Below are 23,424 nucleotides of genomic sequence, written 5' to 3'. Positions count from 1 at the left end.
CCCACGCTGGCCGAGGCGCGCGAGATCTCCTCCATGGCGATCATGTGGGCCAGGTAGCCCATGTTGGCGCCGCCGTAGTCCTCGCCCACGGTGATGCCCAGCACGCCCAGGTCGCCCATCTTGCGCCACACGTCCATGGGGAACTGGTCGGCGCGGTCGATCTCGGCCGCGCGCGGCGCGATCTCGGCCTGCGCGAAATCGCGCACTGCGTCGCGCAGCGCGTCGATGTCTTCTCCAAGCTGGAAGTTCAGGCCGGGCAGGTTGGTCATGCGGGTCTCCGTGGGTGTTTGGGAAAAGGGCTCAGCCCTGGATATTGTCGCGGCCGACCACCGCCATGAGGGTGCAGCCCATGGTGGCGATCAGCTTCTCGCGCCCGCCGTCGATGGCATAGGCGTGGCCTTCGCACACCGTGACGGTGCGCCCGGGCTTGATCACCGTGCCGACCATGCGAAAGCTCTCGCCTTGCGCGGGCGCCAGCAGGTTGATCTTGAATTCGATGGTGAGCACCGCGGCCTCCAACGCCATCAGCGTGAAGCCGGCGTAGCCGCACGCGGAGTCGAGCGCGGTCGCCACCATGCCCGCGTGCAGAAACCCGTGCTGCTGGGTCAGCGGCTCGGCCCAGGGCAAGGTGATCTCGACCCGGCCGGGAACCACCGAGGCCAGCGTGGCGCCCAGGGTGCGCATGGCGGCCTGGCGCGCAAAGCTCTCGCGCGTGCGCTGGTCAAAACCGGCGTGGCGCGGCTCGAAGGTGGGAGAGGTCAAGGGGTGTCTCGCAACAGGCAGTGAACCGCGATTCTACGTTGACGTTTACGTAAACGTCAATTTCAACGGCGCCGAGCCGCGTCGGCCACAGGGCTATGCTCGACGCCCCATGCCCTACACCCTGTCCGCCCCGGTTCACAGCGAAAGCCTGATCAAGAAAAGCCGCTTCATCGGTTGCGTGGAGCCGATGGCGGACCGCGCCTCGGCGCTGCGGCGGGTCGCGGCCTTGCGCGCCGCACACCCGGGCGCCACCCACGTGTGCTGGGCGCTCATGGCCGGTGGCCACTCCGCCGCCAACGACGACGGCGAACCCGGCGGCACCGCCGGGCGGCCCATGCTGGAGGTGCTGCGCCACCAGGACCTGGAGGGCGTGCTCGCGACCGTGGTGCGCTACTACGGCGGCACGCCGCTGGGCGCGGGCGGCCTGGTGCGCGCCTACACCGACAGCGTGGCCCAGGCGCTGCTGCAGGCCGACAAGGTGCCGGTGGTGCGCTGGCGCGCACTGCGCTGCGTGCTGCCCTACGCGCTGGAAGGCTGGCTGCGCCGCGAGCTCGACGGCCACGGCGCGCGCCTGGTCGAAGCGCTGCATGGCGACGGCGTGACGGTGTCGCTGCAAGTGCCCGAACCGCAAGCCGAAGCCCTGGTGACGCGCCTCAACGACGCCGGCCAGGGCCGTGTGGTCTGGCTCGAAGAAGCCTCAGACCGGGACGAGGCGTGACAGCAGCAGACGAACCGCCTGCTCATAGGGCTCGGCCGATTCGCCCCGGGCGATCGCCAGTGCCGCGCGGTCGAACGCCGCCGACAGCAGCACGCTGAGCTCGCGCAGGGGCAGCACGGCCTCGGGGCGGTCTTTCAGCGCGTTCTGCAAACCCTCCTGCAAGGCCTGGAAACCCGCGAGGTCGCTCAAACCGAGCACCTGCTCGGCCGTCAGCACGGCCGGGGCTTCGAGCAGCAAGAGGCGGGCGCGGCCGGCCTCGGCCATGGCGGCGAAATAGGCCTGGGCGCCCGCCAGCAGCGCGTCCACCGGCTTCTGCTGGTGCCGCGAACGCTGCGCGATCTCGTCCGCCACCTCCTGCGCCACCTGACGGGCCACGGCATGGAACAGCTCGGTCTTGTCCGTGAAATGGTGGTACAGCGCGCCCCGGGTCACGTTCGCGGCCGCGACGATCTCGGGCGTGCCCGTGGCGGCGAAGCCCCGGGCCTCGAACAGCGCCCGCGCCGCGCTCACCAGCGCGGCGCGGGTGGCGTCGGTGCGCTCACCTTGGGAACGGCGTTGGGGTGGAAGGGTATTTTGCATACATGCAGCCTGTATGTTATATTGAAGTTACATGCATATTGTATGTATGTTTTTTACAGGAGATCCACCATGAAATCCACCTCGTACTATCCCGTCCTCATGACCGACCGCGTGGCCGAGACGGCCCGCTTCTACGAAACCCACTTCCGCCTCACCAGCCTGTTCGACTGCGGCTGGTATGTGCACCTGCAATCCAGCGAAGACCCGACGGTCAACCTCGCCATCCTTGATGGCACGCACACCACGATCCCGGCCAGCGCGCGGGGCGGCCGGGCCTCGGGGGTGCTGATCAACTTCGAGGTGGCCGACGTGGACGCGGAATACGAGCGCGCGATCGCCCAGGGCCTGACCGTGCTGCTCGGCTTGCGGGACGAAGCCTTCGGCCAGCGCCACTTCATCGTGCAAGGGCCCGACGGCGTGCTGATCGATGTGATCAAACCGATCCCCCCGAGCGGGGAATTCGTGCGCCTGTACACGGCGGGCGCCACCGCGGCCTAGATCAGGCCGTGCGGCTCAGCCAGACCAGCACGAGCCCCAGCGCGGCAGGCAGCGCCTGCACGAACAGGATCTTGCGGCTCGCCGTGACCGCGCCGTAGAGGCCGGCGATCAACACGCAAAGCAGGAAGAACACTTTCACGCCAAAGCCCTCGGGGCCCAGCCACAGGCCCCAGAGCAGGCCGGCGGCCAGAAAGCCGTTGTACAGCCCCTGGTTGGCCGCGAGCACCTTGGTGGCCGCAGCCGACTGGGGCGTCTGGCCGAAGGCGCGCATGCCGGCCGGCTTGTCCCACAGGAACATCTCGAGCACGAGAAAGTAGAAGTGCAGCAGCGCGACGAGCGCAACGACGATGCTGGCGATCAGGGACATGGCAACGGCCTTTCACTTTTCTTCGAGGACGCGGCCCCATGGCCACGGACGCCGGCAGCTTACCCCGGCCGTCAGGCCTTGGGGCTTTTTTCGATCTTGCCCAGCAGGGCGCGGGCTTCCTTCTCGTGCGTCTTCACCTCGTCGAGGTTGGCCAGCAGATCGGCCATCTGCTCCTCCAGCTGGTGGCGGTGGTCGGCCAGCACGGTGAGGAACTTGCGCAGCTGCGGTCCGGTGTCGCGCGGGCTGTCGTACATGTCGATGATGTCCTTGGCCTCGGTCAGCGACAGCCCCAGGCGCTTGGCGCGCAAGGTGAGCTTGAGGCGCGTGCGGTCGCGCGAGGTGTAGACCCGGTTGCGGCCCCCCGGGCCTTCGCGCTGCGGTTGCAGCAGGCCCATGTCCTCATAGAAGCGGATGGCGCGCGTGGTCAGGTCGAACTCGCGGGCCAGGTCGCTGATGGTGTAGGTCGGGTTCGTCGCCATGGGGGGTGCCCTGTTATTTGACGTTTACGTCAACGTCAGGCGGCGATCTTAACGGAATCGCTCTGCGGCGAGACCCGCACGCCAGGGTGTCATTCGTCCAGCGGCACGGCCGCCTCGCGCAGCGCGCGGCGGCGCTGGGCGTGGTCGGGCAGGACCCGCGCGACCACGTCCCAGAACAGCGGGCTGTGGTCCATGTGGTGCAGATGGCTGAGCTCGTGCACCACGACGTAATCGATCATGTCCAGCTTGAGGTGGATCAGGCGCCAGTTCAGGCGGATCGACCCGTCGGCGCTCGCGCTGCCCCAGCGCGTGCCGGCGCTGGACAGGCGCAGCTTGCTGTAGCGCACGCCCAGTTGTGGCGCGAAGTGGTCCAGGCGCTCGATGAACAGGGCCTTGGCCCGCTTCATCAGCCAGGCCTGTGCGGCGTCGCGGATCTGCGTTTCCTGGGCATTGCGGGCCAGCCCCATGCGCAGCGTCGCCAGGCCACCCGGCGCCACCGCCGGCTCGAACACCCCGCCCACCTGCGTGAAGGTGTGCGTGGGGTCGAGCACCAGGCGCATGCGCTCACCGAGGTAGTCGAACTCGACCCCATCGGCCCAGCGGATGCGCGCCTGCTCCATTTCGCCGGCGCGCTGGCGGGCACTCTGCAGCTTCTCCAGCACCCAGGCCGATTTGTCGTGCAGCAGCGCCTCGACTTCGCCCACCGGCGTCCAGCGCGGCGCGCTCACGCTCAAGCCGTCGGTGCTGACCGACAGGCCGATGGTGCGACGTTTGCCGCGCTTGAATTCGTAGGCCACCTCGCAGGCGCCCAGCCGCAGCATGCGGTTGGCGCGCGGGTGGTGCCAGGCCGCCGGTTGGAACACCTGGGTCATGGGCAGGGCCGGGGGTGCGGCCACCGCGGGCGGCGGTGGCGGCGATGCGGGCCGCTGGGGCTCGGGCGCGGGGGCGCCAAGGAAGTCGAGCGCCAGTTGCACGAAGCGCTGCATGGCGGTGCTCAGGCGGTGCGGTAGGCCTCGGGATCGAGGCGGCGCATTTCCGCTTCGATCCAGGCCTCGACCTCGCGCATCAGCTCGTCGGGCTCACGGCCCTCGCTGGGGATGGGCTTGCCGATGGAGAACTCCACCGTGCCCGGCCGCTTGATGAAGGCCTTGCGCGGCCAGCACTTGGCCGAGGTGACCGCGATCGGGATCACCGGCGCGCCCGTGGCCACGGCCAGCCGCGTGCCACCGCTCTTGTACTGGCCCTTCTGGCCGCGCGGGATGCGCGTGCCCTCGGGAAACATGATGACCCAGGTGCCCTGGTTGAGCAGGCGCTGGCCTTGTTCGACCACCCTGTTGAAGGCCTGGGCGCGCTTGCTGCGGTCGATGTGGATCATGTCCATCCGGCTCATGGCCCAGCCGAAGAAAGGCACGTAGAGCAGTTCCTTCTTGAACACGTAGGCCAGCGGGTGCGGCATCAGCGCGGGCATGCAGAAGGTTTCCCAGGTGGACTGGTGCTTGAGCAGCAGCACCGCCGGCGCGGTGCTGCCCACCGGCAGGTTCTCGAAGCCGATCACCTCGTTGCGGATGCCCAGGATCAGCTGGCCGCTCGCCACCGCGAGCTTGAGCCAGCCCGCGCACATCCAGTAGATCTGCGTGCTGTTGAGAAACGGCGCGGCGATCAGCACCGCGAGCGCCCAGGGCACCACGGTCACGGCCATGAACAGGGTGTGCAGGACCGAGCGCAGCAGATGGATGAGGATCATGTTGGGGAATCGAGGATCAGGTGGTGGGCTGCGCGAGCAGCCAGTCGGCGAAGGCGCCGAGGTCGTCGTGGGGGTGCGTGCCGGGCGGCAGGTCGGGCGCGAGCGCCGCGAGGTCCACGGCCGCCCCCGAGCCCAGGCGGCCCCGCAGGTGTTCGGACTTGCCCGTCATCAGCAAATGGGTGCGGCAGCCCGCCGCGGCGGCCGCGCGCACGTGGCGCATCGCGTTGCCGGCCGCATGCACCGTGGCCAGCGGCATGCCGAACCGCGCGCCGATCTGCAGGAACAGGCCGGGCGCGGGCTTGCGGCAGGCACAGGCGTCTTCGGGCGCGTGCGGGCACATGAACACCGCCTCCACGCGCGCCCCGGCCGCAGCGAGCTGGCGGTGCATCTTGGCGTGGATGGCGTTGAGCGAAGCCATGTCGAACAGGCCCCGACCGATGCCGGACTGGTTGGTGGCCAGCACGATGCGCCAGCCACCCTGGTTGAGCCGCGCCACCGCCTCGAGCGCACCGGGCAATGGCTCCCACTCGTCCGGCGAGGCGACGTAGTCGTCCCGGCTGCGGTTGAGCGTGCCGTCGCGGTCGAGGATGAGCAGCTTCATGGTGGTGTCAGGTCGCCAGACGGGACAGGTCGGCCACGCGGTTCATGGCGTGGTGCAACTCGCGCAGCAGGCCGAGGCGGTTGGCCTTGAGCGCGGGGTCGTCGGCGTTGACCATCACGCCGTCGAAGAAGGCATCGACCGGCGCGCGCAGCGCGGCGAGCGCCTGCAACGAGCCGGTGTAGTCCTCGGCGTCGAACTTCGCGTTGGCGGCGGGCACGGTGGCCTGCATGGCGGCGGACAGCCCCTTTTCGGCGGCCTCGACCAGCAACGCTTCCTTCACCGCCGCACCCTCGCCTTCGGCCTTCTTGAGGATGTTGGCGATGCGCTTGTTGGCGGCGGCAAGCGCGGGCGCTTCGGGCAACGCGGCGAACGCGCGCACGGCCTGCAGGCGCAGGGCCACCTCGCCCAGGCGCGACGGGCGCAGGGCCAGCACGGCATCGACCTCCTGGGCGCTGTAGCCCTGCTCGCGCAGGCCACCGGCGAGGCGGTCGTAGATGAAGTCGGACAAGGCCGCACTGGGGTCGGTGATCAGCGCGCCGAAAGCGGGCACGGCCGATTGCAACAGGGCGCTCAGATCGATCGGAAGGTTCTTCTCGACCAGCATCCGCACCACGCCCAACGCATGCCGGCGCAGCGCAAACGGGTCCTTGTCGCCGGTGGGCAGGTTGCCGATGCCGAACATGCCGACCAGGGTCTCCAGCTTGTCGGCCAGCGCCACCACCACACCGGTCGTGTTGCGCGGCAGCTCATCGCCGGCAAAGCGGGGACGGTAGTGGTCTTCGATCGCGAAGGCGATGTCCTCGGTCAGGCCATCGTGGCGCGCGTAGTAGCCGCCCATGATGCCCTGCAGCTCGGGGAACTCGCCCACCATGTCGGTCAGCAGGTCGGTCTTGGCGAGCTGCGCGGCGGTGTCGGCCTGTTGCTCGAGCACCTCGCCCCCCAGTTGCTGGCCGATGGCCCGCGCGATGGCGCGCACGCGCTCCATGCGCTCGCCCTGCGTGCCGAGCTTGTTGTGATAGACCACCTTGCCCAGGCCGTCGACGCGCGAGGCCAGCGTCTTCTTGCGGTCCTGGTCGAAGAAGAATTTGGCATCGGCCAGGCGCGGGCGCACCACGCGCTCGTTGCCGCCGATCACCGCGCTCGGGTCCGCCGGGCTGATGTTGCTGACGACCAGGAAACGGTGGGTCAGCTTGCCCTGGGCATCGAGCAGCGGGAAGTACTTCTGGTTGGCCTTCATCGTGAGGATGAGGCATTCCTGCGGCACATCGAGGAACTGGGTCTCGAACTCGCAGATGAGCACGTTGGGCCGCTCAACCAATGCGGTCACTTCGTCCAACAGTGCGCCGTCCTCGATCGGCCGGCAACCGCCGCCCACCTTCGCGGCGGCCGCCGCGAGCTGGCGCGCGATCTCGGCCTTGCGTTCGGCGAACGAAGCGATCACCGCGCCGTCTTGGGCGAGCGTGGCGGCGTAGCTGTCGGCGTCCGTCAGCACCACCGGCGAGACCAGCGCCTCGAAGCGATGACCCTGCGTGGTGTGGCGCGCGGTCAGCCCCAGCGCCTTCACCGGCACGACGCTGCCGCCATGCAGCGCGACCAGGCCGTGCGCGGGGCGCACGAAGTTCACGCTGCTCCAGCCGGGCAGTTCGCAATCGGTCTCGAGCTGGTAGCTCATGACCTTGGGGATCGGCAGCTTGGCAATGGCTTCATCCAGCGCCTTCTGCAAGCCGACGGCCAGTTCAGCCCCGGGCGCGATGCTGTCGTGGAACAAGGCCTCGGCCTTGCCGTCCGGCGCGCGCTTGAGGCCGGCCACGGCCGACGCGTCGGCGCCGAGCGCGGCCAGGCGCTTGAGCAGGGCGGGCGTGGGCTGGCCGTTGGCGTCCAGCCCCACGCTCACGGGCATGAGCTTCTGCGACACGGCCTTGTCGGCCGCGCGCGCCAGCACGCCGGTGACGTGCGCGGCCAGGCGGCGCGGCGAGGCGAAGGCGGTCACGGCCGCATCGGCCGGCGCCAGGCCCTGGGCCTTGAGCTGGTCACCCAGCACGGTGGCGAAGGCATCGCCGAGTTTCTTCAGCGCCTTGGGCGGCAGCTCTTCGACAAACAGCTCAACGAGCAGGTTCTGTGCGGTCATTCTTGTTCTTTCACCCGGCGCTCACGCGGCCTTCTTCACCATCTGTTCCACCCACTCGCGCGGCGCCATGGGGAAGCCCAGGCGCTCGCGGCTGTCGTAGTAGCTCTGCGCCACGGCGCGCGCCAGGTTGCGGATGCGGCCGATGTAGGCGGCGCGCTCGGTCACGCTGATGGCGCCGCGCGCGTCCAGCAGGTTGAAGCTGTGCGCGCACTTCAGCACCTGCTCGTAGGCGGGCAGCGCGAGCTGTTGCTCCATCAGGTGCTTGGCCTGTTTTTCGTGCGCGTTGAAGGCGGTGAAGAGGAAGTCGGCGTCGCTGTGTTCGAAGTTGTAGGCCGACTGTTCCTTCTCGTTCTGCAGGTAGACGTCGCCGTAGCTCAGCGTGTCCGTCCATTTGAGGTTGTAGACGTTGTCCACGCCCTGCAGGTACATGGCCAGGCGCTCCAGGCCGTAGGTGATCTCGCCGGTGATGGGCTTGCAGTCGATGCCCCCCACTTGCTGGAAGTAGGTGAACTGCGTCACTTCCATGCCGTTGAGCCAGACCTCCCAGCCCAGGCCCCAGGCGCCGAGTGTGGGGTTCTCCCAGTCGTCCTCGACGAAGCGGATGTCGTTTTTCTTCAGGTCGAAGCCCAGGGCCTCCAGGCTGCCGAGGTAGAGCTCGAGGATGTTGCTCGGCGCGGGCTTGAGCACCACCTGGTACTGGTAGTAGTGCTGCAGGCGGTTGGGGTTTTCGCCGTAGCGGCCGTCCTTGGGGCGGCGGCTGGGCTGCACGTAGGCGGCCTTCCAGGGCTCGGGGCCGAGCGCGCGCAGGAAGGTGGCGGTGTGGCTGGTGCCGGCACCCACCTCCATGTCGTAGGGCTGCAGCAGCGCGCAGCCCTGGGCGTCCCAATAGGACTGCAGTTTCAGAATGATGTGCTGGAAGGTCAACATGCGAAAGAAGCCGGGAACGAAGCTCGGCCGAGGGATGGTCTGGGTGGGGGCGTGGCGCGGCATCGCGCCAGGAATGCCCCAAGTGCCCGATTTTACGGGCGCGCTCAGCGGCGGCGGGTGCGCCCGCCCCGGCGGCCCAGGTTGCGGGTGGAGGCGATCAGCAGCGCCAGCACGGCGCAGACCACCCACAGGGGCACCAGGCCCCAGCGCGCGGTCCACTGTGCGTACGGCGTGAGGCCGCTGCGGCCCTGCACCGTGGCCTCCAGGCGACCGCGCGTGAGCCGCTGCAGCTCGTGCGTGACCTGGCCCTGGTGGTCGATGACGGCCGTGGCGCCGGTGTTGGTGGCGCGCAGCATGGGCCGGCCCAGCTCGATCGCGCGCAGGCGCGAGATCTGCAGGTGCTGGTCGATCGCGATGCTGTCGCCGAACCAGGCGATGTTGCTCAGGTTGACCAGCACGGTGGGCGCGGCCGTGGGATCGCGGAACGAGGCCGCGAGCTCTTCGCCGAACAGGTCTTCATAGCAGATGTTGGGCGCCACGCGCTGCCCCGACACCGCCCAGGCCGGCTGCGCCAGGGCGCCCCGGTTGAAGTCACCGAGCGGGATGTTCATGAGATCGGTGAACCAGCGGAACAGCGGCGGAATGAACTCGCCGAAGGGCACCAGGTGGTGCTTGTCGTAGCGGTACAGGCCGTTGTCCGGCGTGTCCAGCCGGGGCTGGGCCTGCAGTCGATGGGCCGAGCCCGAGTGGATCCCCCAGACCGAGTTCGTGTAGCCCCGCTCCATGCTGCCCAGCGGCAAGCCCACCAGCGCGCCGACGCCGGTGCCGGCCGGTTGCTCGGCCAGGTGTCCCAGCAGCGGCTGCCAGAAGTCGGGGCCCAGTTGGCCGGGCAGCAGGGGAATGGCGGTTTCCGGCGCGACCACCAGCTGCGGGCCGGTCGCGGAACTGCGCGCGGCCTGCACGGCCTCGGTGATCTGTTGGGGGTACCAGTTCAGCGCCTGGGCCACGCCCGTGCCGGGCTCGAATTTCTGATCCTGGGCGATGTTGCCCTGCAGCAGCCACACCCGCAACTCGCCCGTCGCGGCGGTGTCCCGGTGACCCAGGCCGCGCCACGCCGTGCCGCCGCCGATCAGGCTCACCAGCAGCACCCCCACCACCAGGAACAGGGCCAGCGACCGCAGCACACCGGGCCAGCCATCGGCCATGCCCGGCACCAGGCGCGCCTGCACGCGGGGCGCCGGCGCTACCATGCCCCCCGCCGTGCGGCCCACCGGCCGGCTGACGGGCGACTGCATCCAGGCGCTGAAGCGCCGCCAGAGGCCGGAGACGATGGAGGCCAACGAATAGGCCAGCACGGCCGCCAGGAAGCCCATGCCATAGACCCCCACCAGCGGTGCCCAAGGGGCCATCAGGTCAACGTGCGCGTAGCCCCCCGCGCCCCAGGGGAAACCGGTGAACCAGTGGCCGCGCGCCAGTTCGGCCAGCGTCCAGAGTGAGGCGAACATCAGCCCTTGAGCGGTGCGCGACACCGGCGCCCAGGCGCAGAGGAAACCCACCACCACCGCGTAATAGATCGACAGCAACCCCGCCAGCGCGAGCACGGCCAGCACCGCCAGCCAGGCGGGCAGGCCGCCGTAGGTGTGCAGGGAAATGAACAGCCACCAGAAGGTGCCCGCCAGCCAGACAGTGGAAAACACCCAGCCACGCCACACCGCCTGCCCCACCCGGGTGGCGTACTGCAGCGCCAGCACCAGCAGCGCCAGCGAGGCGATCTGCCACCAGCCATTGGGCTGGCCCTGCACGGCGCCCGGCAGGCTCCAGCCCGCGAAAGGCCAGGCGATGGAGGTCGCCTGCAAGGCACCGCCCAGCAGGCACACGAGGAACCAGGCGAAACCGCTGCCGCGCGCGTTGCGCCCGGGCGGGCGGCGGCTCATCGGGTTGAAACTCGACGGCGTGTGGAGTGACCCGAAAAGGCTTCGCATGGGGTTGGGCGGGCTCAGGCCTCGCCCGGCACGGGCATGACCTTGAACCACTTCACGGCGCCGCCCTTGGTGTGCAGCACGGTGAAGCGCAGGCCGTCGAGCTCATGGACTTCGCCCCGCTTGGGCACGTGGCCCATGGCGTGGGCGATCATGCCGCCGATGGTGTCGAAGTCTTCTTCGGACAGTTTCAACCCGAAGGATTCGTTGATGCGCTCGATCGGCGTGTCGCCGCTCACGCGCCAGGTGCCGTCGGCCAGGGCGAAGATGTCGCCATCGTCCTCGGCCACGTCGAATTCGTCTTCGATTTCGCCGACGATTTCCTCGAGCACGTCCTCGATGGTGATCAGGCCGGCCACGCGGCCAAACTCGTCGATCACGATCGCCAGGTGGTTGCGGTTGCCGCGGAACTCGCGCAGCAGATCGTTGAGGCCCTTGCTTTCGGGCACGAAGGTGGCCGGGCGCAACAGCGCGCGGATGTTGAGCGCGGGCGCGCGCTGCAGCTTGAGCAGGTCCTTGGCCAGCAGGATGCCGATGATGTTCTCGCGCTCACCCTCGAATACCGGAAAGCGCGAGTGCGCGGTGTCGATGACCAGGTGCAGCAGTTCGTCGAAGGGCGCATCGATGTCCAGCACATCCATGCGCGGGGCGGCCACCATCACATCCCCGGCGGTCATGTCCGCGATGCGGATCACGCCTTCGAGCATGACGCGCGACTCGGCGTTGATGATGTCGTTGTCCTCGGCCTCGGCGAGGGTTTCGATCAGCTCGTCCTTGGAATCCGGTCCGGGATGGATGAATTCCGCAAGCTTTTGCAGAAAACCACGTTTGTCGGCATGCCGCAGGCTGCGCTGCGGCCCGCTACTGGGAGGGGAGTCGGCCACTGAAGGATGGGGGGAGGTTGTAACAGGGCGGAAGGATACCCCATGCGGGTGTCGGCGCGCAAAGCCGCGCGGGCCCCGCAGCCCCGGACGGGCTCAGCCCCGGACGCGCTCGCGTGCTTCGCGCACGCCCTGGCGGATGTCCTGCAGCACCGACAGAAAGCCCCAGAACTGCTTGGCCTGGGCCTTGAGGTGGTAGTCGGTGATGGCCACCTGCTCGTTGACCATTTCTGTCACGCGCGAGTCGAAGTCCGCTGGCGGCAACCGCAGGTGCGCCTCGGACTCGGAGCCGTCGCGCTCGATCACCGCGCCAGCACGGCGGGCGATCTTGAGCATCGCTGTGTTTTCCGACAGCGCATGGATGAACAGCATCTGCACGCCCTCGTTGCGTGCGTGCATGACGGCGCGCTCGAACAGGCGGCCGCCGTAACCCCGGCCACGCGCATGTTTGACCACCGACACGCCGAACTCGGCGCAGCTGGTGTACTGGGGGTCGAGCGAGAACGCGAGGTGGGCCATGGCGATGAGCTCGAGCCGGCGGTTGAAGATGCCGAAGAGCTCGTCGCGGTCGAAATTGAGCTGCGCCACGTAGCGGCGGATCTGCTCGTCGTTGGCGGCATACCCGAAGCGCAGGTAGCGGTCGTTCGTATCCAGTTCCAGGAGGTGCGCCTCGATGCGGTCGATCTGCCCGGGACCGATCGACCGGATCGGCACCATCACCGGGTTCGATTTGTCCCCGCGCTCGGGCGTGCCGCCGGTGGACGACGAAGCGCGCACCTCGGCCTGCGCCTGCAGCGGCGTCGACTTGAACCAGCGAGTGGGATCAACCATGGGCAAGAATGTACGGGTTATCCCTATAACGACAAGGACGCAAACCCCTAAACCCGCGGGAACCCGACGGACGGGGACGAAAACACCCTCACAACGGCAAAGCCGTGGTGCTTTTCACGCGGTCCATCACGAAACTGGTCTTGCAATCCTGCACGCTGGGGTGCTTGAGCAGGGTGTCCATGATGAAGCGCGAATAGGCGGCCATGTCGGCCACCACCAGGCGCAGGTGGAAGTCCATGTCGCCCGTGAGCGCGGCGCATTCCACCACCTCGGGCCACGACAGCACGCTGGCGCGGAACAGGTCCATGGGGTTGCGCTTGGCGCTGTCGGAATGTTTCTCGAGCCGCACGCTCACATGGGCGGTCAGCCCCAGCCCCACCGCCTCGGGCCGCACCAGGGCCACATAGCGGTCGATGACGTGCGCCTCCTCCAGCCGCTTCACCCGGCGCAGCACCGCGCTGGGCGAGAGGCCCACCGCTTCCGCGATTTGGTCGTAGGTGGCGCGGCCGTCGGCCTGCAGGCTGCGCAGAATGTGGCGATCAAGCTTATCGAGTGCTTCCATGCGCGTCATTTTGCAAGATTCCTGCAATTCAGACGAGTGGCGCGCCCCAAAACGCCGGAATCGTGACACCCTGCGCCGATACAGTGGCCCACTGCCCACACACAACGGAGACCGCCATGAACACGCCTTTGCCCGCCGCCGCCCAGACCGCCGCCCCCCCATGGGACAACCCCATGGGCACGGACGGCTTCGAATTCATCGAATACGCGGCGCCCGATCCCGTGGCCATGGGCGCGCTGTTCGAGCGCATGGGTTTCAAAGCGATCGCAAAGCACCGCCACAAGGCCGTCACCCTGTACCGCCAGGGCGAGATCAACTTCATCATCAACGCCGAACCCGACAGCTTCGCGCAGCGCTTCGCGCGCCTGCACGGTCCCAGCGTGTGCGCGATCGCCTTCCGCGTGGCCGATGCCAAGGCGGCCTACGAACGCGCCATCTCGCTCGGCGCCTGGGGCTATGCGCAATCGGCCGGGCCGGGCGAACTGAACATCCCGGCCATCAAGGGCATCGGCGATTCGATCATCTACTTCATCGACAAGTGGCGCGGCAAGAACGGCGCCAAGACGGGCGACATCGGCAACATCGGTTTCTTCGATGTGGACTTCGAGCCCCTGCCCGGTGCCGAACTCAACCCCGTCGGCCACGGCCTGACCTACATCGACCACCTGACGCACAACGTGCACCGCGGCCGCATGGAGGAGTGGGCGGGCTTCTACGAACGCCTGTTCAACTTCCGAGAGGTGCGCTACTTCGACATCGAGGGGCAGGCCACCGGCGTGAAGAGCAAGGCCATGACCAGCCCTTGCGGCAAGATCCGCATCCCGATCAACGAAGAGGGCAACGAGAAATCGGGGCAGATCCAGGAGTACCTGGACCGGTACCACGGCGAGGGCATCCAGCACATCGCCATGGGCTCGACCAACCTGTACGACACGGTGGACGCGCTCGAACTCAGCGGCGTGAAGCTGCTCAACACCAGCGAGACCTACTACGAGCTGCTGCCCAAGCGCATCCCGAACCACGGCGAAAACCTCGAGGCCCTGAAGCAGCGCAACATCCTGGTGGACGGCACACCCGGTGAACTGCTGCTGCAGATCTTCAGCGAGAACCAGCTCGGCCCGATCTTCTTCGAGTTCATCCAGCGCAAGGGCAACCAGGGCTTCGGCGAAGGCAACTTCAAGGCCCTGTTCGAGACCATGGAGCTCGACCAGGTGCGCCGTGGCGTGCTCAAGGCCTGAGGGCAGACGCGATGGCCGTTGAACCCGTCGTCTATGGCGCCAGCGACCGCCCGCCGCGCGGCGACTACTCGCGTGCGCGGGGCGACTACACCTGCCCACAGAACTGGGCCTCGTACACCGAGGCCGACCACGACACTTACCACCGCCTCTACGAGCGCCAGACCGCGCTGCTGCCGGGCCTGGCCTGCGACGCCTTCATCGAGGCCCTGCCTTCGCTGGGCGTGAAGGACCGCATTCCCCGCTTCGAAGAGATCAACGAACGCCTCAAGCCCGCGACCGGCTGGGAAATCGTGGCCGTGCCCGGCCTGATTCCCGAGCGGCCCTTCTTCGACCTGCTGGCCAACCGCCGTTTCCCGGTGACCGACTGGATCCGCACGCCGGCCGAGTTCGACTACATCGTCGAGCCCGATGTGTTCCACGACCTCTTCGGCCACGTGCCGCTGCTGTTCAACCCGGTGTTTGCCGACTACGTGCAGCGCTACGGGGCGGGTGGCCTGAAGGCCCACGATCTGGGCGCCGGCGAGCTGCTCTCGCGGCTGTACTGGTACACGATCGAGTTCGGCCTGATCCGCCAGGACGACGGGTTGCGCGCGTACGGCGCCGGCATCCTGAGTTCGTCGGGCGAACTGCGCCACAGCGTCACCAGCCCGCAACCCCAGCGCATCGCGCTTGATCTGCTGCGCTGCATGCGCACGCGCTACAAGATCGACGACTACCAGGCCACCTACTTCGTCATCGACAGCTTCGACCAGCTGTTCGAAATGACGGCGCCCGACTTCGCGCCGCTCTACAAGGCGGTGCGTTCGCTCGGCGACCTGCCAGCCGACGCCACGATCGCCAGCGACTCGTCCATCACCCTGGGGTGAAAGGCCAGCGCCACGTGGGCCGCACCGGGCACCAACCGGTTGTCGGCCCCGGGCAAGGTGGCGGTGGAAGCCGGGAACACGATGTTGTCGGCATTGGAATACCAGCACACGAAGTCAGCATAGGTGTCCTGCGGCTGGATCTGCGCTTCGCGCCGGGCCAAGGCCGCCAGCCAGTGCCCGTCCTGCCGCATCTGCCGGCCGTTGGCCACACGGCTGAAGCGCCCCAGCCAGGTGCCTCGGTGCGGACTGCCGATGGTGATGACCTGGTGCACCGGCGTGTCCGGCTCGGCCGCCCGCCACGCCCGGGCAACAAGGCCACCCATGCTGTGGCACACCAGCACGGGGGGACGGCCCGTGAGGGCCTGGGCGCGCCGCACGGCGTCGCTCATGAGGGGCCCGTAGTCGTCGATGTCGCCGAACACCGGCTCGAGGTTGACCGACACATAGGGCACGCCCTGGCTGCGCAAGCGGCGCATCCAGGGCAACCACAGGCCTCGATTGCACACGAAGCCGTGCACGAAGACCACAGCGGGCACCGGGCCTTCGCGCGGGTCGACGTCGTCCGGCAGGCTCGCCCAGAAGAAGGGTTGGCGCCAGGCAAACACCTGCGGCGCCACGCGAATCTCCTGCCACCAGGCGCCCGCCAAACCCTGCCATCCCGCCGGGGGTGCGGCATCGCCCCGGTTCAGCCGGGCCGCGGCCAGCCCCTCCAGGGCGAGCACCAGCGCATAGCCGCCCAGCGACAACAAGGCGCCCACCACAGCCACCGTGGGGGATCGCGGCCACCAGAAGAACACCCACGCCACCACGAACACCAACGTACCAAGCACCAGCGCCTGCTGCAAGCGGGCCAGGCTGGAGCGGGGAACGTGTCTTGGGGGGGGCTGCGTCGGAGGGGACATGGCCGAACTATCTCACGGAGTGGGCGGTCCGAATTAGACTGGCACACCGCTTCTGCCTGAGCCCGCGATGACCCAGAACCCCAGCGCCGCCGACCGCATCCGCACGCACCTGGCGCGTGTCAGTGATCTGCGCCAGCAAGCCCGCACGGCAGGCCTCGACCGGGCGGTGAACGAGGTGAAACGGCTGCAGGCCCGGCGCTTCCGCGCCACGTACGCCGACTTCCTTGAGCACCCGGTGTATGCCCCCGCGACCCGCTTCTTTCTGGATGAGCTCTACGGCGTGCACGACTTCGCCCGGCGCGACGCGCAATTCGCCCGCATCGCCGGCGCGTTGGAACGCCTGTTCCCGGAAGCCGTGGCCCAGCTCGCGGTGGATCTGGCCGAGACCCATGCCTTGACCGAGGTGCTCGACCACCACATGGCCACGCACTGGTTGCCGCAGGACGCCACGCTGTCCCCTGCCCTGCGCTACACGCGCGCCTGGCGGCTGACCGGCGACCGCGATGCGCGCGCGCGCCAACTGGCGGTCGTGCAGCACATGGGGCGCGAGTTGCAGCGCCTCACCCGCATGAAGCCCTTGCGGCTGGCCTTGCGCATGATGCGCAACCCGGCCCGCGCGGCGGGCCTCGATGCCTTGCAACATTTCCTGGAAGGCGGCTTCGATGCCTTCGCGTCCCTGGGGGATGCACGGAACTTCATCGACACCATCAGCGCACGGGAATCGCGTTGGATCAGCACCCTGTTCGACGAGGGCGAGGGCGCCTGCAGCGCGGCACTGTCCGCCGAGCTGGCCAGAGCGCCTGAGACCCGTTGAGGTCTCCGGGATCCCGTGTGCTTTGGGTGACAGCGCCTTAGGGCTGGCCCGGTATGCACCCGGGCGCCGGCTTGCCAGAATGGTCCATCCCTCTCTGTCACAGCGAAACCCATGACCCGACCCTGGCTCACCCAATACCCCGAAGGCGTTGCACCCGAGGTGACGCCCGAACGTTACCGCTCATTGGCCGACCTGCTCGAAGAATCGTTCAAGCAACATGCCCGCCAGCCTGTGAGCGTGTGCATGGAACAGTGGATGAGCTATGGCGAACTGGACGGCCTGAGTGCCGCCATGGGGGCCTGGCTTCAGGGCCGAGGCTTGGTGCCAGGTGCGCGCGTGGCCATCATGCTGCCGAATGTGCCGCAGTTCCTGATCACCATGGCCGCGATCGTGCGCGCTGGCTACACCGTGGTGAACGTCAATCCGCTCTACACCGCGCGAGAACTGGAGCACCAGCTCAAGGATTCCGGGGCTCAGGCCATCGTCATCCTGGAGAACTTCGCCCACACGCTCGAACAGGTGATCGACCAGACCTCGGTGGAGCACGTGGTCATCGCCAGCCTGGGCGACCAGCTGGGGTTCTGGTACGGGCGCTGGATCACGTTCGCCGTGCGGCATCTCGCCAAGATGGTCCCGGCCTACAAGCTGGCCCGAACAGGCCCCCTGGGCGAGCGCACCATCGTGAACTTCCGCCACGTCATCGCCGAAGGCAGTGGCATGCGCCTCCAGCCCACCAGCGACACCTTGGACTCTGTGGCCTTCCTGCAGTACACGGGAGGCACCACCGGTTTGTCCAAAGGCGCGGTGCTCACCCACCGCAACATCATCGCCGCCATCCTGCAGGCCGAAGCCTGGTTCAAGCCCGCGCTGCAAAAGGTCGGCGACCTGCGGCAGGTCAACGGCATCGCGGCGCTGCCGCTGTACCACATCTTTGCGCTGACCCTGAGCCTGCTCACCATCCGCTGGGGGGCGCACATGACCCTGGTGCCCAATCCGCGCGACATCCCGCAACTGGTGGCCACCCTCAAGCGGCGCGCATTCCACGTGCTGCCCGCGGTGAACACCTTGTTCAATGCCCTGCTGCAGAACCCCCAGTTCCGTCAATTGGATTTTTCGAATCTCGCGCTGTCGCAGGCCGGGGGCATGGCCGCGTCGGAAGGCACGGCACGGCAATGGAAGGCCGTCACCGGCTGCACCATGATCGAAGGCTGGGGCATGAGCGAGACCTGCGCCATCGGGACCAACAACCCGGTCACCAGCCAGCAGTTCAGCGGCACCATCGGCCTGCCTCTGCCTGGCATTGACATCGCGATCAAGGACGACGAAGGCCGCAGCGTGGCGCTGGGTGAAACCGGCGAGATCTGCATCAAGGGGCCGAATGTGATGGTGGGCTACTACCAGCAACCCGATGAGACCGCACGCGCGTTCACACCCGATGGTTTCATGCGAACGGGCGATGTGGGGGTCATGGACCCGCAGGGCTTCACGCGCATCGTCGACCGCAAGAAGGACATGATCCTCGTTTCCGGCTTCAACGTGTTCCCCAGCGAGCTGGAGAACGTCATCTCGCTGTGCCCGGGGGTGCTTGAATGCGCGGCCATCGGCATCGAGGACGACAAGCAAGGCGAGGCGGTCAAGGTGTTTGTGGTGCGTTCGGACCCCACCCTGCGCGAGGAAGACGTGGCACGTTACTGCCAGGACAACCTGACCGGCTACAAGCGGCCCAAGCTCATTGAATTCCGGGACGAGCTGCCGAAGAGCAATGTGGGCAAAATACTTCGGCGCGCCTTGCGCACGCCAGTTGCCCACTGAGGCACTCTCACTGCATGCCATCCCATTTTTCACCGGCACCGATCGACGACCCTCATTCAACCCTTGGCAACGCCGGCGTCACCTGCCTGGAACGAGGCTGGTTGTCGGCCAACAACATCCTGATTCGAGGCGAGGGCCCCACCGCGTTGGTGGACTCGGGTTATTCGTCGCATGCGCCTCAAACGCTGGCGCTCGTGGCGGCCAACCTGGAGGGGGCGCCGCTGGATCTGCTCCTGAACACGCACCTTCACAGCGACCATTGCGGCGGCAATGCCGAACTGCAGCGAGCCTATCCTGCATTGCGCACCCTGATACCGCCTGGTCAGGCCACTTCGGTCACGAATTGGGATCCAGTGGCCCTGACCTTTGAGCCTACGGGCCAGTCTTGCCCACGGTTCACGCACCAAGGTCTGCTGACGCCAGGCACCTCCATTCGCCTGGGTTCACTGAATTGGGATATCCACGCGGCCAAGGGGCACGATCCTCATTCCATCGTCCTCTTCCAGGCCGAGCATCGGCTGCTGATTTCGGCGGATGCACTGTGGGAAAACGGCTTCGGCATTGTCTTTCCCGAGCTCGAAGGCGTTTCAGCGTTTGATGAGGTGGCGGCCACCTTGGATCTCATGGAAGCACTCACCCCCACGACCGTTATCCCCGGACATGGCCGGGTCTTCAATGATTTTTCTGGAGCACTCGCCCGTGCGCGCAGCCGCTTGGAACAGTTCGTGACCCAACCCGACAAGCACCGGCGACATGCCTTGAAGGTGCTGATCAAGTTCAAGCTGCTGGAGTGGCAATCCGTGCCGATGGACGCCTTGCTGGATTGGGTGCTTGCCACCAGCTACTTTTTCAACACCATGCCGCAGGCAGTGCGTCACGACAGAATACAGACCCGCGAATGGCTGGATCAGTTGCTGATCGAGCTTGAACGAAGCCAAGCCCTGTTCAGAAACGGGGACCTGGTCATCAATCGATAGATGGGCGGGTCAATAGGTCTGCTGCGACGCGACCCTTTGAGAGATTTCAGCCCATAAATGCCCAAACCCCCAGATGTCGAAGACACGAGGGGGTTTGGGGGCTGGGTAAGAGCCTGACGATGACCTACTTTCACACGGGAACCCGCACTATCATCGGCGCAAAGGCGTTTCACTGTCCTGTTCGGGATGGGAAGGAGTGGGACCACCTCGCTATGGTCGTCAGGCATAACTTGTTGTTCGGGCTGTGCACACGCACAACCTGAACGAATTCATAGAGCTTCGAATCAGCTATTTTGATTGCTGCCAACGATGGACTCATTGCTGAGCCTTCGGGCATAACATGACTTTTCAGTCGGATGACATTTGACTCTGATGATTTTCATCAAAGTTATAGGGTCAAGCCGCACGAGCAATTAGTATCAGTTAGCTTAACGCATTACTGCGCTTCCACACCTGACCTATCAACGTCCTGGTCTTGAACGACTCTTTAGGGGGCTCAAGGCCCCGGCAGATCTCATCTTGGAACGAGTTTCCCGCTTAGATGCTTTCAGCGGTTATCTCTTCCGCACTTAGCTACCCGGCAATGCCACTGGCGTGACAACCGGTACACCAGAGGTGCGTCCACTCCGGTCCTCTCGTACTAGGAGCAGGCTTCCTCAAATCTGCAGCGCCCACGGAAGATAGGGACCAAACTGTCTCACGACGTTTTAAACCCAGCTCACGTACCTCTTTAAATGGCGAACAGCCATACCCTTGGGACCGGCTACAGCCCCAGGATGAGATGAGCCGACATCGAGGTGCCAAACACCGCCGTCGATATGAACTCTTGGGCGGTATCAGCCTGTTATCCCCAGAGTACCTTTTATCCGTTGAGCGATGGCCCTTCCATACAGAACCACCGGATCACTATGTCCTGCTTTCGCATCTGCTCGACTTGTCAGTCTCGCAGTTAAGCACGCTTATGCCATTGCACTATTAGCACGATGTCCGACCGTACCTAGCGTACCTTCGAACTCCTCCGTTACACTTTGGGAGGAGACCGCCCCAGTCAAACTGCCTACCATGCACTGTCCCCGATCCAGATAATGGACCTAGGTTAGAACCTCAAACACACCAGGGTGGTATTTCAACGTTGGCTCCACAAGATCTAGCGACCCTGCTTCAAAGCCTCCCACCTATCCTACACAGATCTGTTCAAAGTCCAATACAAAGCTACAGTAAAGGTTCATGGGGTCTTTCCGTCTTTCCGCGGGGAGATTGCATCATCACAAACATTTCAACTTCGCTGAGTCTCAGGAGGAGACAGTGTGGCCATCGTTACGCCATTCGTGCAGGTCGGAACTTACCCGACAAGGAATTTCGCTACCTTAGGACCGTTATAGTTACGGCCGCCGTTTACTGGGACTTCGATCAAGAGCTTGCACCCCATCAATTAATCTTCCAGCACCGGGCAGGCGTCACACCCTATACGTCCACTTTCGTGTTTGCAGAGTGCTGTGTTTTTAATAAACAGTCGCAGCCACCAATTTTTTGCAACCCATTCATGCTCAGATGTTCTCATCACATTACTAGGGCACACCTTCTTCCGAAGTTACGGTGTCAATTTGCCGAGTTCCTTCTCCTGAGTTCTCTCAAGCGCCTTAGAATACTCATCTCGCGCACCAGTGTCGGTTTGCGGTACGGTCAATTACAAGCTGAAGCTTAGTGGCTTTTCCTGGGACCTCGTTCAGTTACTTCGCGAGCAAGCTCGCTCGATCGACAGCCTCGGTATATGACACGCGGATTTGCCTACGTGTCGCCTACATCTGTCTAAACCGGCACATCCAACCGCCGGATAACCTATTAAGATCCGTCCCCACATCGCACTTGTAATCGGTACAGGAATATTGACCTGTTTCCCATCAGCTACGCATCTCTGCCTCGCCTTAGGGGCCGACTCACCCTACGCCGATGAACGTTGCGTAGGAAACCTTGCGCTTACGGCGAGGGGGCTTTTCACCCCCTTTAACGCTACTCATGTCAGCATTCGCACTTCTGATACCTCCAGCATCCTTTACAAGACACCTTCACAGGCTTACAGAACGCTCTCCTACCACTTGCAATAAATTGCAAATCCGCAGCTTCGGTAACTGGCTTAGCCCCGTTACATCTTCCGCGCAGGACGACTCGATCAGTGAGCTATTACGCTTTCTTTAAATGATGGCTGCTTCTAAGCCAACATCCTGACTGTTTTAGCCTTCCCACTTCGTTTCCCACTTAGCCAATTTTAGGGACCTTAGCTGGCGGTCTGGGTTGTTTCCCTCTTGAGTCCGGACGTTAGCACCCGGTGCTCTGTCTCCCAAGCTGTACTCATCGGTATTCGGAGTTTGCCTTGGTTTGGTAAGTCGCCATGACCCCCTAGCCAAAACAGTGCTCTACCCCCGACGGTAATACTTGAGGCACTACCTAAATAGTTTTCGGAGAGAACCAGCTATTTCCAAGTTTGTTTAGCCTTTCACCCCTATCCACAGCTCATCCGCTAGTTTTGCAACACTAGTCGGTTCGGACCTCCAGTACCTGTTACGGCACCTTCATCCTGGCCATGGATAGATCACTTGGTTTCGGGTCTACACCCAGCGACTGAATCGCCCTATTCGGACTCGATTTCTCTACGGCTTCCCTATTCGGTTAACCTTGCCACTGAATGTAAGTCGCTGACCCATTATACAAAAGGTACGCAGTCACCCCTTTCGAGGCTCCTACTTTTTGTAAGCACGCGGTTTCAGGATCTATTTCACTCCCCTCCCGGGGTTCTTTTCGCCTTTCCCTCACGGTACTTGTTCACTATCGGTCGATGATGAGTATTTAGCCTTGGAGGATGGTCCCCCCATATTCAGACAGGATTTCTCGTGTCCCGCCCTACTTGTCGTTAGCTCAGTACCACACAGGTCTTTTCACGTACGGGGCTATCACCCGCTATGGCCGCCCTTTCCAAAGCGTTCCGTTAAGTCTTGTGCTATCACTAACAGGCTCTTCCGATTTCGCTCGCCACTACTTTCGGAATCTCGGTTGATGTCTTTTCCTCGAGCTACTGAGATGTTTCAGTTCACCCGGTTCGCCTCGCATGACTATGTATTCATCATGCGATACCTACTGCTAGGTGGGTTTCCCCATTCGGAAATCTCCGGATCAAAGCTAATTTGCCAGCTCCCCGAAGCTTATCGCAGGCTATCACGTCCTTCGTCGCCTATCATCGCCAAGGCATCCACCACGTGCTCTTATTCACTTGACCCTATAACTTTGACATCTCACCAGGTCTCGCAACCCAACAAGATACAAAATCACATCAAGCAAATGTCTGTCAGGTCTTTCACCTGACGCGTTATGCCGTTTCAATTCGCATCTTTCGATCAAATTGAATATTCGTTGACGCAATCAAAAAATGTTGCTGATGGCACGGTGCACATGAAACCTTTACGAATATGTGCTTTCCATCAGCAACGCTGATTCGACTCTATGAATTTTTAAAGAACAGCCGTGGCGATCTTGCGATCGCCTGTCAATCGATGGATATCAATCAACATCAAAACATCCTCAACCAGACTGGCCAAGATGCTTTGATGTAGATTTATCAGACAAGAACGTCACCGGAGCAACGTTGTTTTGGTGGAGGATGACGGGATCGAACCGACGACCCCCTGCTTGCAAAGCAGGTGCTCTCCCAGCTGAGCTAATCCCCCAGGATAACTTGCGCTCATTGGAGGGGATGGTGGGTCTGGT

Annotated in this window: 22 protein-coding genes, 2 tRNA genes and 2 rRNA genes (1 of these 26 only partly in view); 7 read left to right on the top strand and 19 right to left on the bottom strand. The window is 64.9% G+C overall.

What is annotated here, in order from left to right:
- Positions 1-269: acyl-CoA dehydrogenase family protein (locus AC1Q9M_RS24575; RefSeq protein ID WP_492436232.1), on the bottom strand; the 269-nt coding region annotated here is incomplete at its 3' end.
- A 31-nt stretch (positions 270-300) separates the two neighbouring features.
- Positions 301-684: a PaaI family thioesterase gene (locus AC1Q9M_RS24570; protein ID WP_444688145.1), complete on the bottom strand. Its 384-nt coding sequence runs from the start codon at positions 682-684 to the stop codon at positions 301-303.
- Between the two features lie 187 nt (positions 685-871).
- Here AC1Q9M_RS24570 and AC1Q9M_RS24565 point away from each other — a divergent pair, with 187 nt between their 5' ends.
- Positions 872-1,480, top strand: a complete 609-nt coding sequence (locus AC1Q9M_RS24565) for an IMPACT family protein (RefSeq protein ID WP_444688124.1) — start codon at positions 872-874, stop codon at positions 1,478-1,480.
- Here the strand turns inward: AC1Q9M_RS24565 and AC1Q9M_RS24560 are convergent.
- Positions 1,460-2,059 (bottom strand): TetR/AcrR family transcriptional regulator, encoded by a 600-nt coding sequence (locus AC1Q9M_RS24560; protein ID WP_492436229.1) that lies wholly within the window; start codon positions 2,057-2,059, stop codon positions 1,460-1,462. The genes AC1Q9M_RS24565 and AC1Q9M_RS24560 overlap by 21 nt on opposite strands.
- A gap of 69 nt (positions 2,060-2,128) precedes the next feature.
- On the opposite strand from AC1Q9M_RS24560, the gene AC1Q9M_RS24555 reads away from it, so the two are divergent.
- Positions 2,129-2,557 carry a VOC family protein gene (locus tag AC1Q9M_RS24555; RefSeq protein ID WP_382322996.1) on the top strand — a complete coding sequence of 143 codons (429 nt, stop codon included), beginning with the start codon at positions 2,129-2,131 and terminating at the stop codon, positions 2,555-2,557.
- Between the two features lies 1 nt (position 2,558).
- Here the strand turns inward: AC1Q9M_RS24555 and AC1Q9M_RS24550 are convergent, their stop codons facing one another.
- The 11 genes from AC1Q9M_RS24550 to AC1Q9M_RS24500 all read right to left on the bottom strand — a co-directional run bounded on the left by AC1Q9M_RS24550 (position 2,559) and on the right by AC1Q9M_RS24500 (position 13,056).
- On the bottom strand, positions 2,559-2,924 hold the full coding sequence (locus tag AC1Q9M_RS24550) for a DUF1304 domain-containing protein (RefSeq protein ID WP_382162507.1): 366 nt from the start codon (positions 2,922-2,924) through the stop codon (positions 2,559-2,561).
- A 71-nt stretch (positions 2,925-2,995) separates the two neighbouring features.
- Positions 2,996-3,403: a MerR family transcriptional regulator gene (locus tag AC1Q9M_RS24545; RefSeq protein ID WP_291113012.1), complete on the bottom strand. Its 408-nt coding sequence runs from the start codon at positions 3,401-3,403 to the stop codon at positions 2,996-2,998.
- A gap of 89 nt (positions 3,404-3,492) precedes the next feature.
- The gene (locus tag AC1Q9M_RS24540; protein WP_492436226.1) at positions 3,493-4,389 is read right to left on the bottom strand and encodes a M48 family metallopeptidase; all 897 of its coding nucleotides are present in this window, start codon (positions 4,387-4,389) and stop codon (positions 3,493-3,495) included.
- 8 nt (positions 4,390-4,397) lie between these two features.
- Entirely contained in the window at positions 4,398-5,138 is a 741-nt protein-coding gene (locus AC1Q9M_RS24535; protein ID WP_382163766.1) for a lysophospholipid acyltransferase family protein, read from the bottom strand.
- Positions 5,139-5,163: 25 nt separating this feature from the next.
- Positions 5,164-5,748, bottom strand: coding sequence for a D-glycero-beta-D-manno-heptose 1,7-bisphosphate 7-phosphatase (gmhB, locus tag AC1Q9M_RS24530; protein WP_382162513.1), 585 nt, complete (start codon positions 5,746-5,748; stop codon positions 5,164-5,166).
- Positions 5,749-5,755: 7 nt separating this feature from the next.
- Positions 5,756-7,876 carry a glycine--tRNA ligase subunit beta gene (gene glyS / locus AC1Q9M_RS24525; protein ID WP_382322994.1) on the bottom strand — a complete coding sequence of 707 codons (2,121 nt, stop codon included), beginning with the start codon at positions 7,874-7,876 and terminating at the stop codon, positions 5,756-5,758.
- Between the two features lie 21 nt (positions 7,877-7,897).
- Positions 7,898-8,803: a glycine--tRNA ligase subunit alpha gene (gene glyQ / locus AC1Q9M_RS24520; protein WP_297395311.1), complete on the bottom strand. Its 906-nt coding sequence runs from the start codon at positions 8,801-8,803 to the stop codon at positions 7,898-7,900.
- Positions 8,804-8,907: 104 nt separating this feature from the next.
- Positions 8,908-10,737, bottom strand: a complete 1,830-nt coding sequence (lnt, locus tag AC1Q9M_RS24515; protein ID WP_382322993.1) for an apolipoprotein N-acyltransferase — start codon at positions 10,735-10,737, stop codon at positions 8,908-8,910.
- Positions 10,738-10,799: 62 nt separating this feature from the next.
- Positions 10,800-11,666, bottom strand: coding sequence for a CorC family transporter (locus tag AC1Q9M_RS24510; RefSeq protein ID WP_492436222.1), 867 nt, complete (start codon positions 11,664-11,666; stop codon positions 10,800-10,802).
- Between the two features lie 93 nt (positions 11,667-11,759).
- Complete coding sequence (locus tag AC1Q9M_RS24505) at positions 11,760-12,494, bottom strand: GNAT family N-acetyltransferase (RefSeq protein WP_291113025.1); 735 nt, start codon at positions 12,492-12,494, stop codon at positions 11,760-11,762.
- Between the two features lie 88 nt (positions 12,495-12,582).
- Positions 12,583-13,056 (bottom strand): Lrp/AsnC family transcriptional regulator, encoded by a 474-nt coding sequence (locus AC1Q9M_RS24500; protein ID WP_291113027.1) that lies wholly within the window; start codon positions 13,054-13,056, stop codon positions 12,583-12,585.
- Between the two features lie 116 nt (positions 13,057-13,172).
- On the opposite strand from AC1Q9M_RS24500, the gene hppD reads away from it, so the two are divergent.
- Positions 13,173-14,294, top strand: a complete 1,122-nt coding sequence (gene hppD / locus AC1Q9M_RS24495) for a 4-hydroxyphenylpyruvate dioxygenase (RefSeq protein ID WP_382162524.1) — start codon at positions 13,173-13,175, stop codon at positions 14,292-14,294.
- Between the two features lie 11 nt (positions 14,295-14,305).
- Positions 14,306-15,160, top strand: coding sequence for a phenylalanine 4-monooxygenase (phhA, locus tag AC1Q9M_RS24490; RefSeq protein WP_382162527.1), 855 nt, complete (start codon positions 14,306-14,308; stop codon positions 15,158-15,160).
- On the opposite strand, the gene AC1Q9M_RS24485 is transcribed toward phhA, so the two are convergent.
- Positions 15,082-15,990: an alpha/beta hydrolase gene (locus AC1Q9M_RS24485; RefSeq protein WP_492436218.1), complete on the bottom strand. Its 909-nt coding sequence runs from the start codon at positions 15,988-15,990 to the stop codon at positions 15,082-15,084. The genes phhA and AC1Q9M_RS24485 overlap by 79 nt on opposite strands.
- A gap of 139 nt (positions 15,991-16,129) precedes the next feature.
- Here AC1Q9M_RS24485 and AC1Q9M_RS24480 point away from each other — a divergent pair, with 139 nt between their 5' ends.
- From AC1Q9M_RS24480 to AC1Q9M_RS24470, 3 genes are all read left to right on the top strand, one after another.
- Positions 16,130-16,876 carry an FFLEELY motif protein gene (locus AC1Q9M_RS24480; RefSeq protein WP_492436216.1) on the top strand — a complete coding sequence of 249 codons (747 nt, stop codon included), beginning with the start codon at positions 16,130-16,132 and terminating at the stop codon, positions 16,874-16,876.
- Between the two features lie 111 nt (positions 16,877-16,987).
- Positions 16,988-18,688 carry an AMP-binding protein gene (locus tag AC1Q9M_RS24475; protein ID WP_444688116.1) on the top strand — a complete coding sequence of 567 codons (1,701 nt, stop codon included), beginning with the start codon at positions 16,988-16,990 and terminating at the stop codon, positions 18,686-18,688.
- 14 nt (positions 18,689-18,702) lie between these two features.
- Entirely contained in the window at positions 18,703-19,665 is a 963-nt protein-coding gene (locus tag AC1Q9M_RS24470) for an MBL fold metallo-hydrolase (RefSeq protein ID WP_492436214.1), read from the top strand.
- A gap of 111 nt (positions 19,666-19,776) precedes the next feature.
- Here the strand turns inward: AC1Q9M_RS24470 and rrf are convergent.
- The 4 genes from rrf to AC1Q9M_RS24450 form a co-directional block, all read right to left on the bottom strand.
- Positions 19,777-19,889: ribosomal RNA gene (gene rrf, locus AC1Q9M_RS24465) — 5S ribosomal RNA — on the bottom strand.
- Between the two features lie 168 nt (positions 19,890-20,057).
- Positions 20,058-22,936: ribosomal RNA gene (locus tag AC1Q9M_RS24460) — 23S ribosomal RNA — on the bottom strand.
- Positions 22,937-23,308: 372 nt separating this feature from the next.
- Positions 23,309-23,384, bottom strand: a tRNA-Ala gene (locus tag AC1Q9M_RS24455).
- A gap of 27 nt (positions 23,385-23,411) precedes the next feature.
- Positions 23,412-23,424: transfer RNA gene (locus AC1Q9M_RS24450), tRNA-Ile, on the bottom strand; it runs 64 nt beyond the window's last position.

Source organism: Hydrogenophaga sp. GW823-FHT04C09, from assembly GCF_058796355.1.
The sequence above is the reverse complement of the archived record's forward strand: the minus strand, read 5'-3'. Positions and strand labels throughout refer to the sequence as shown.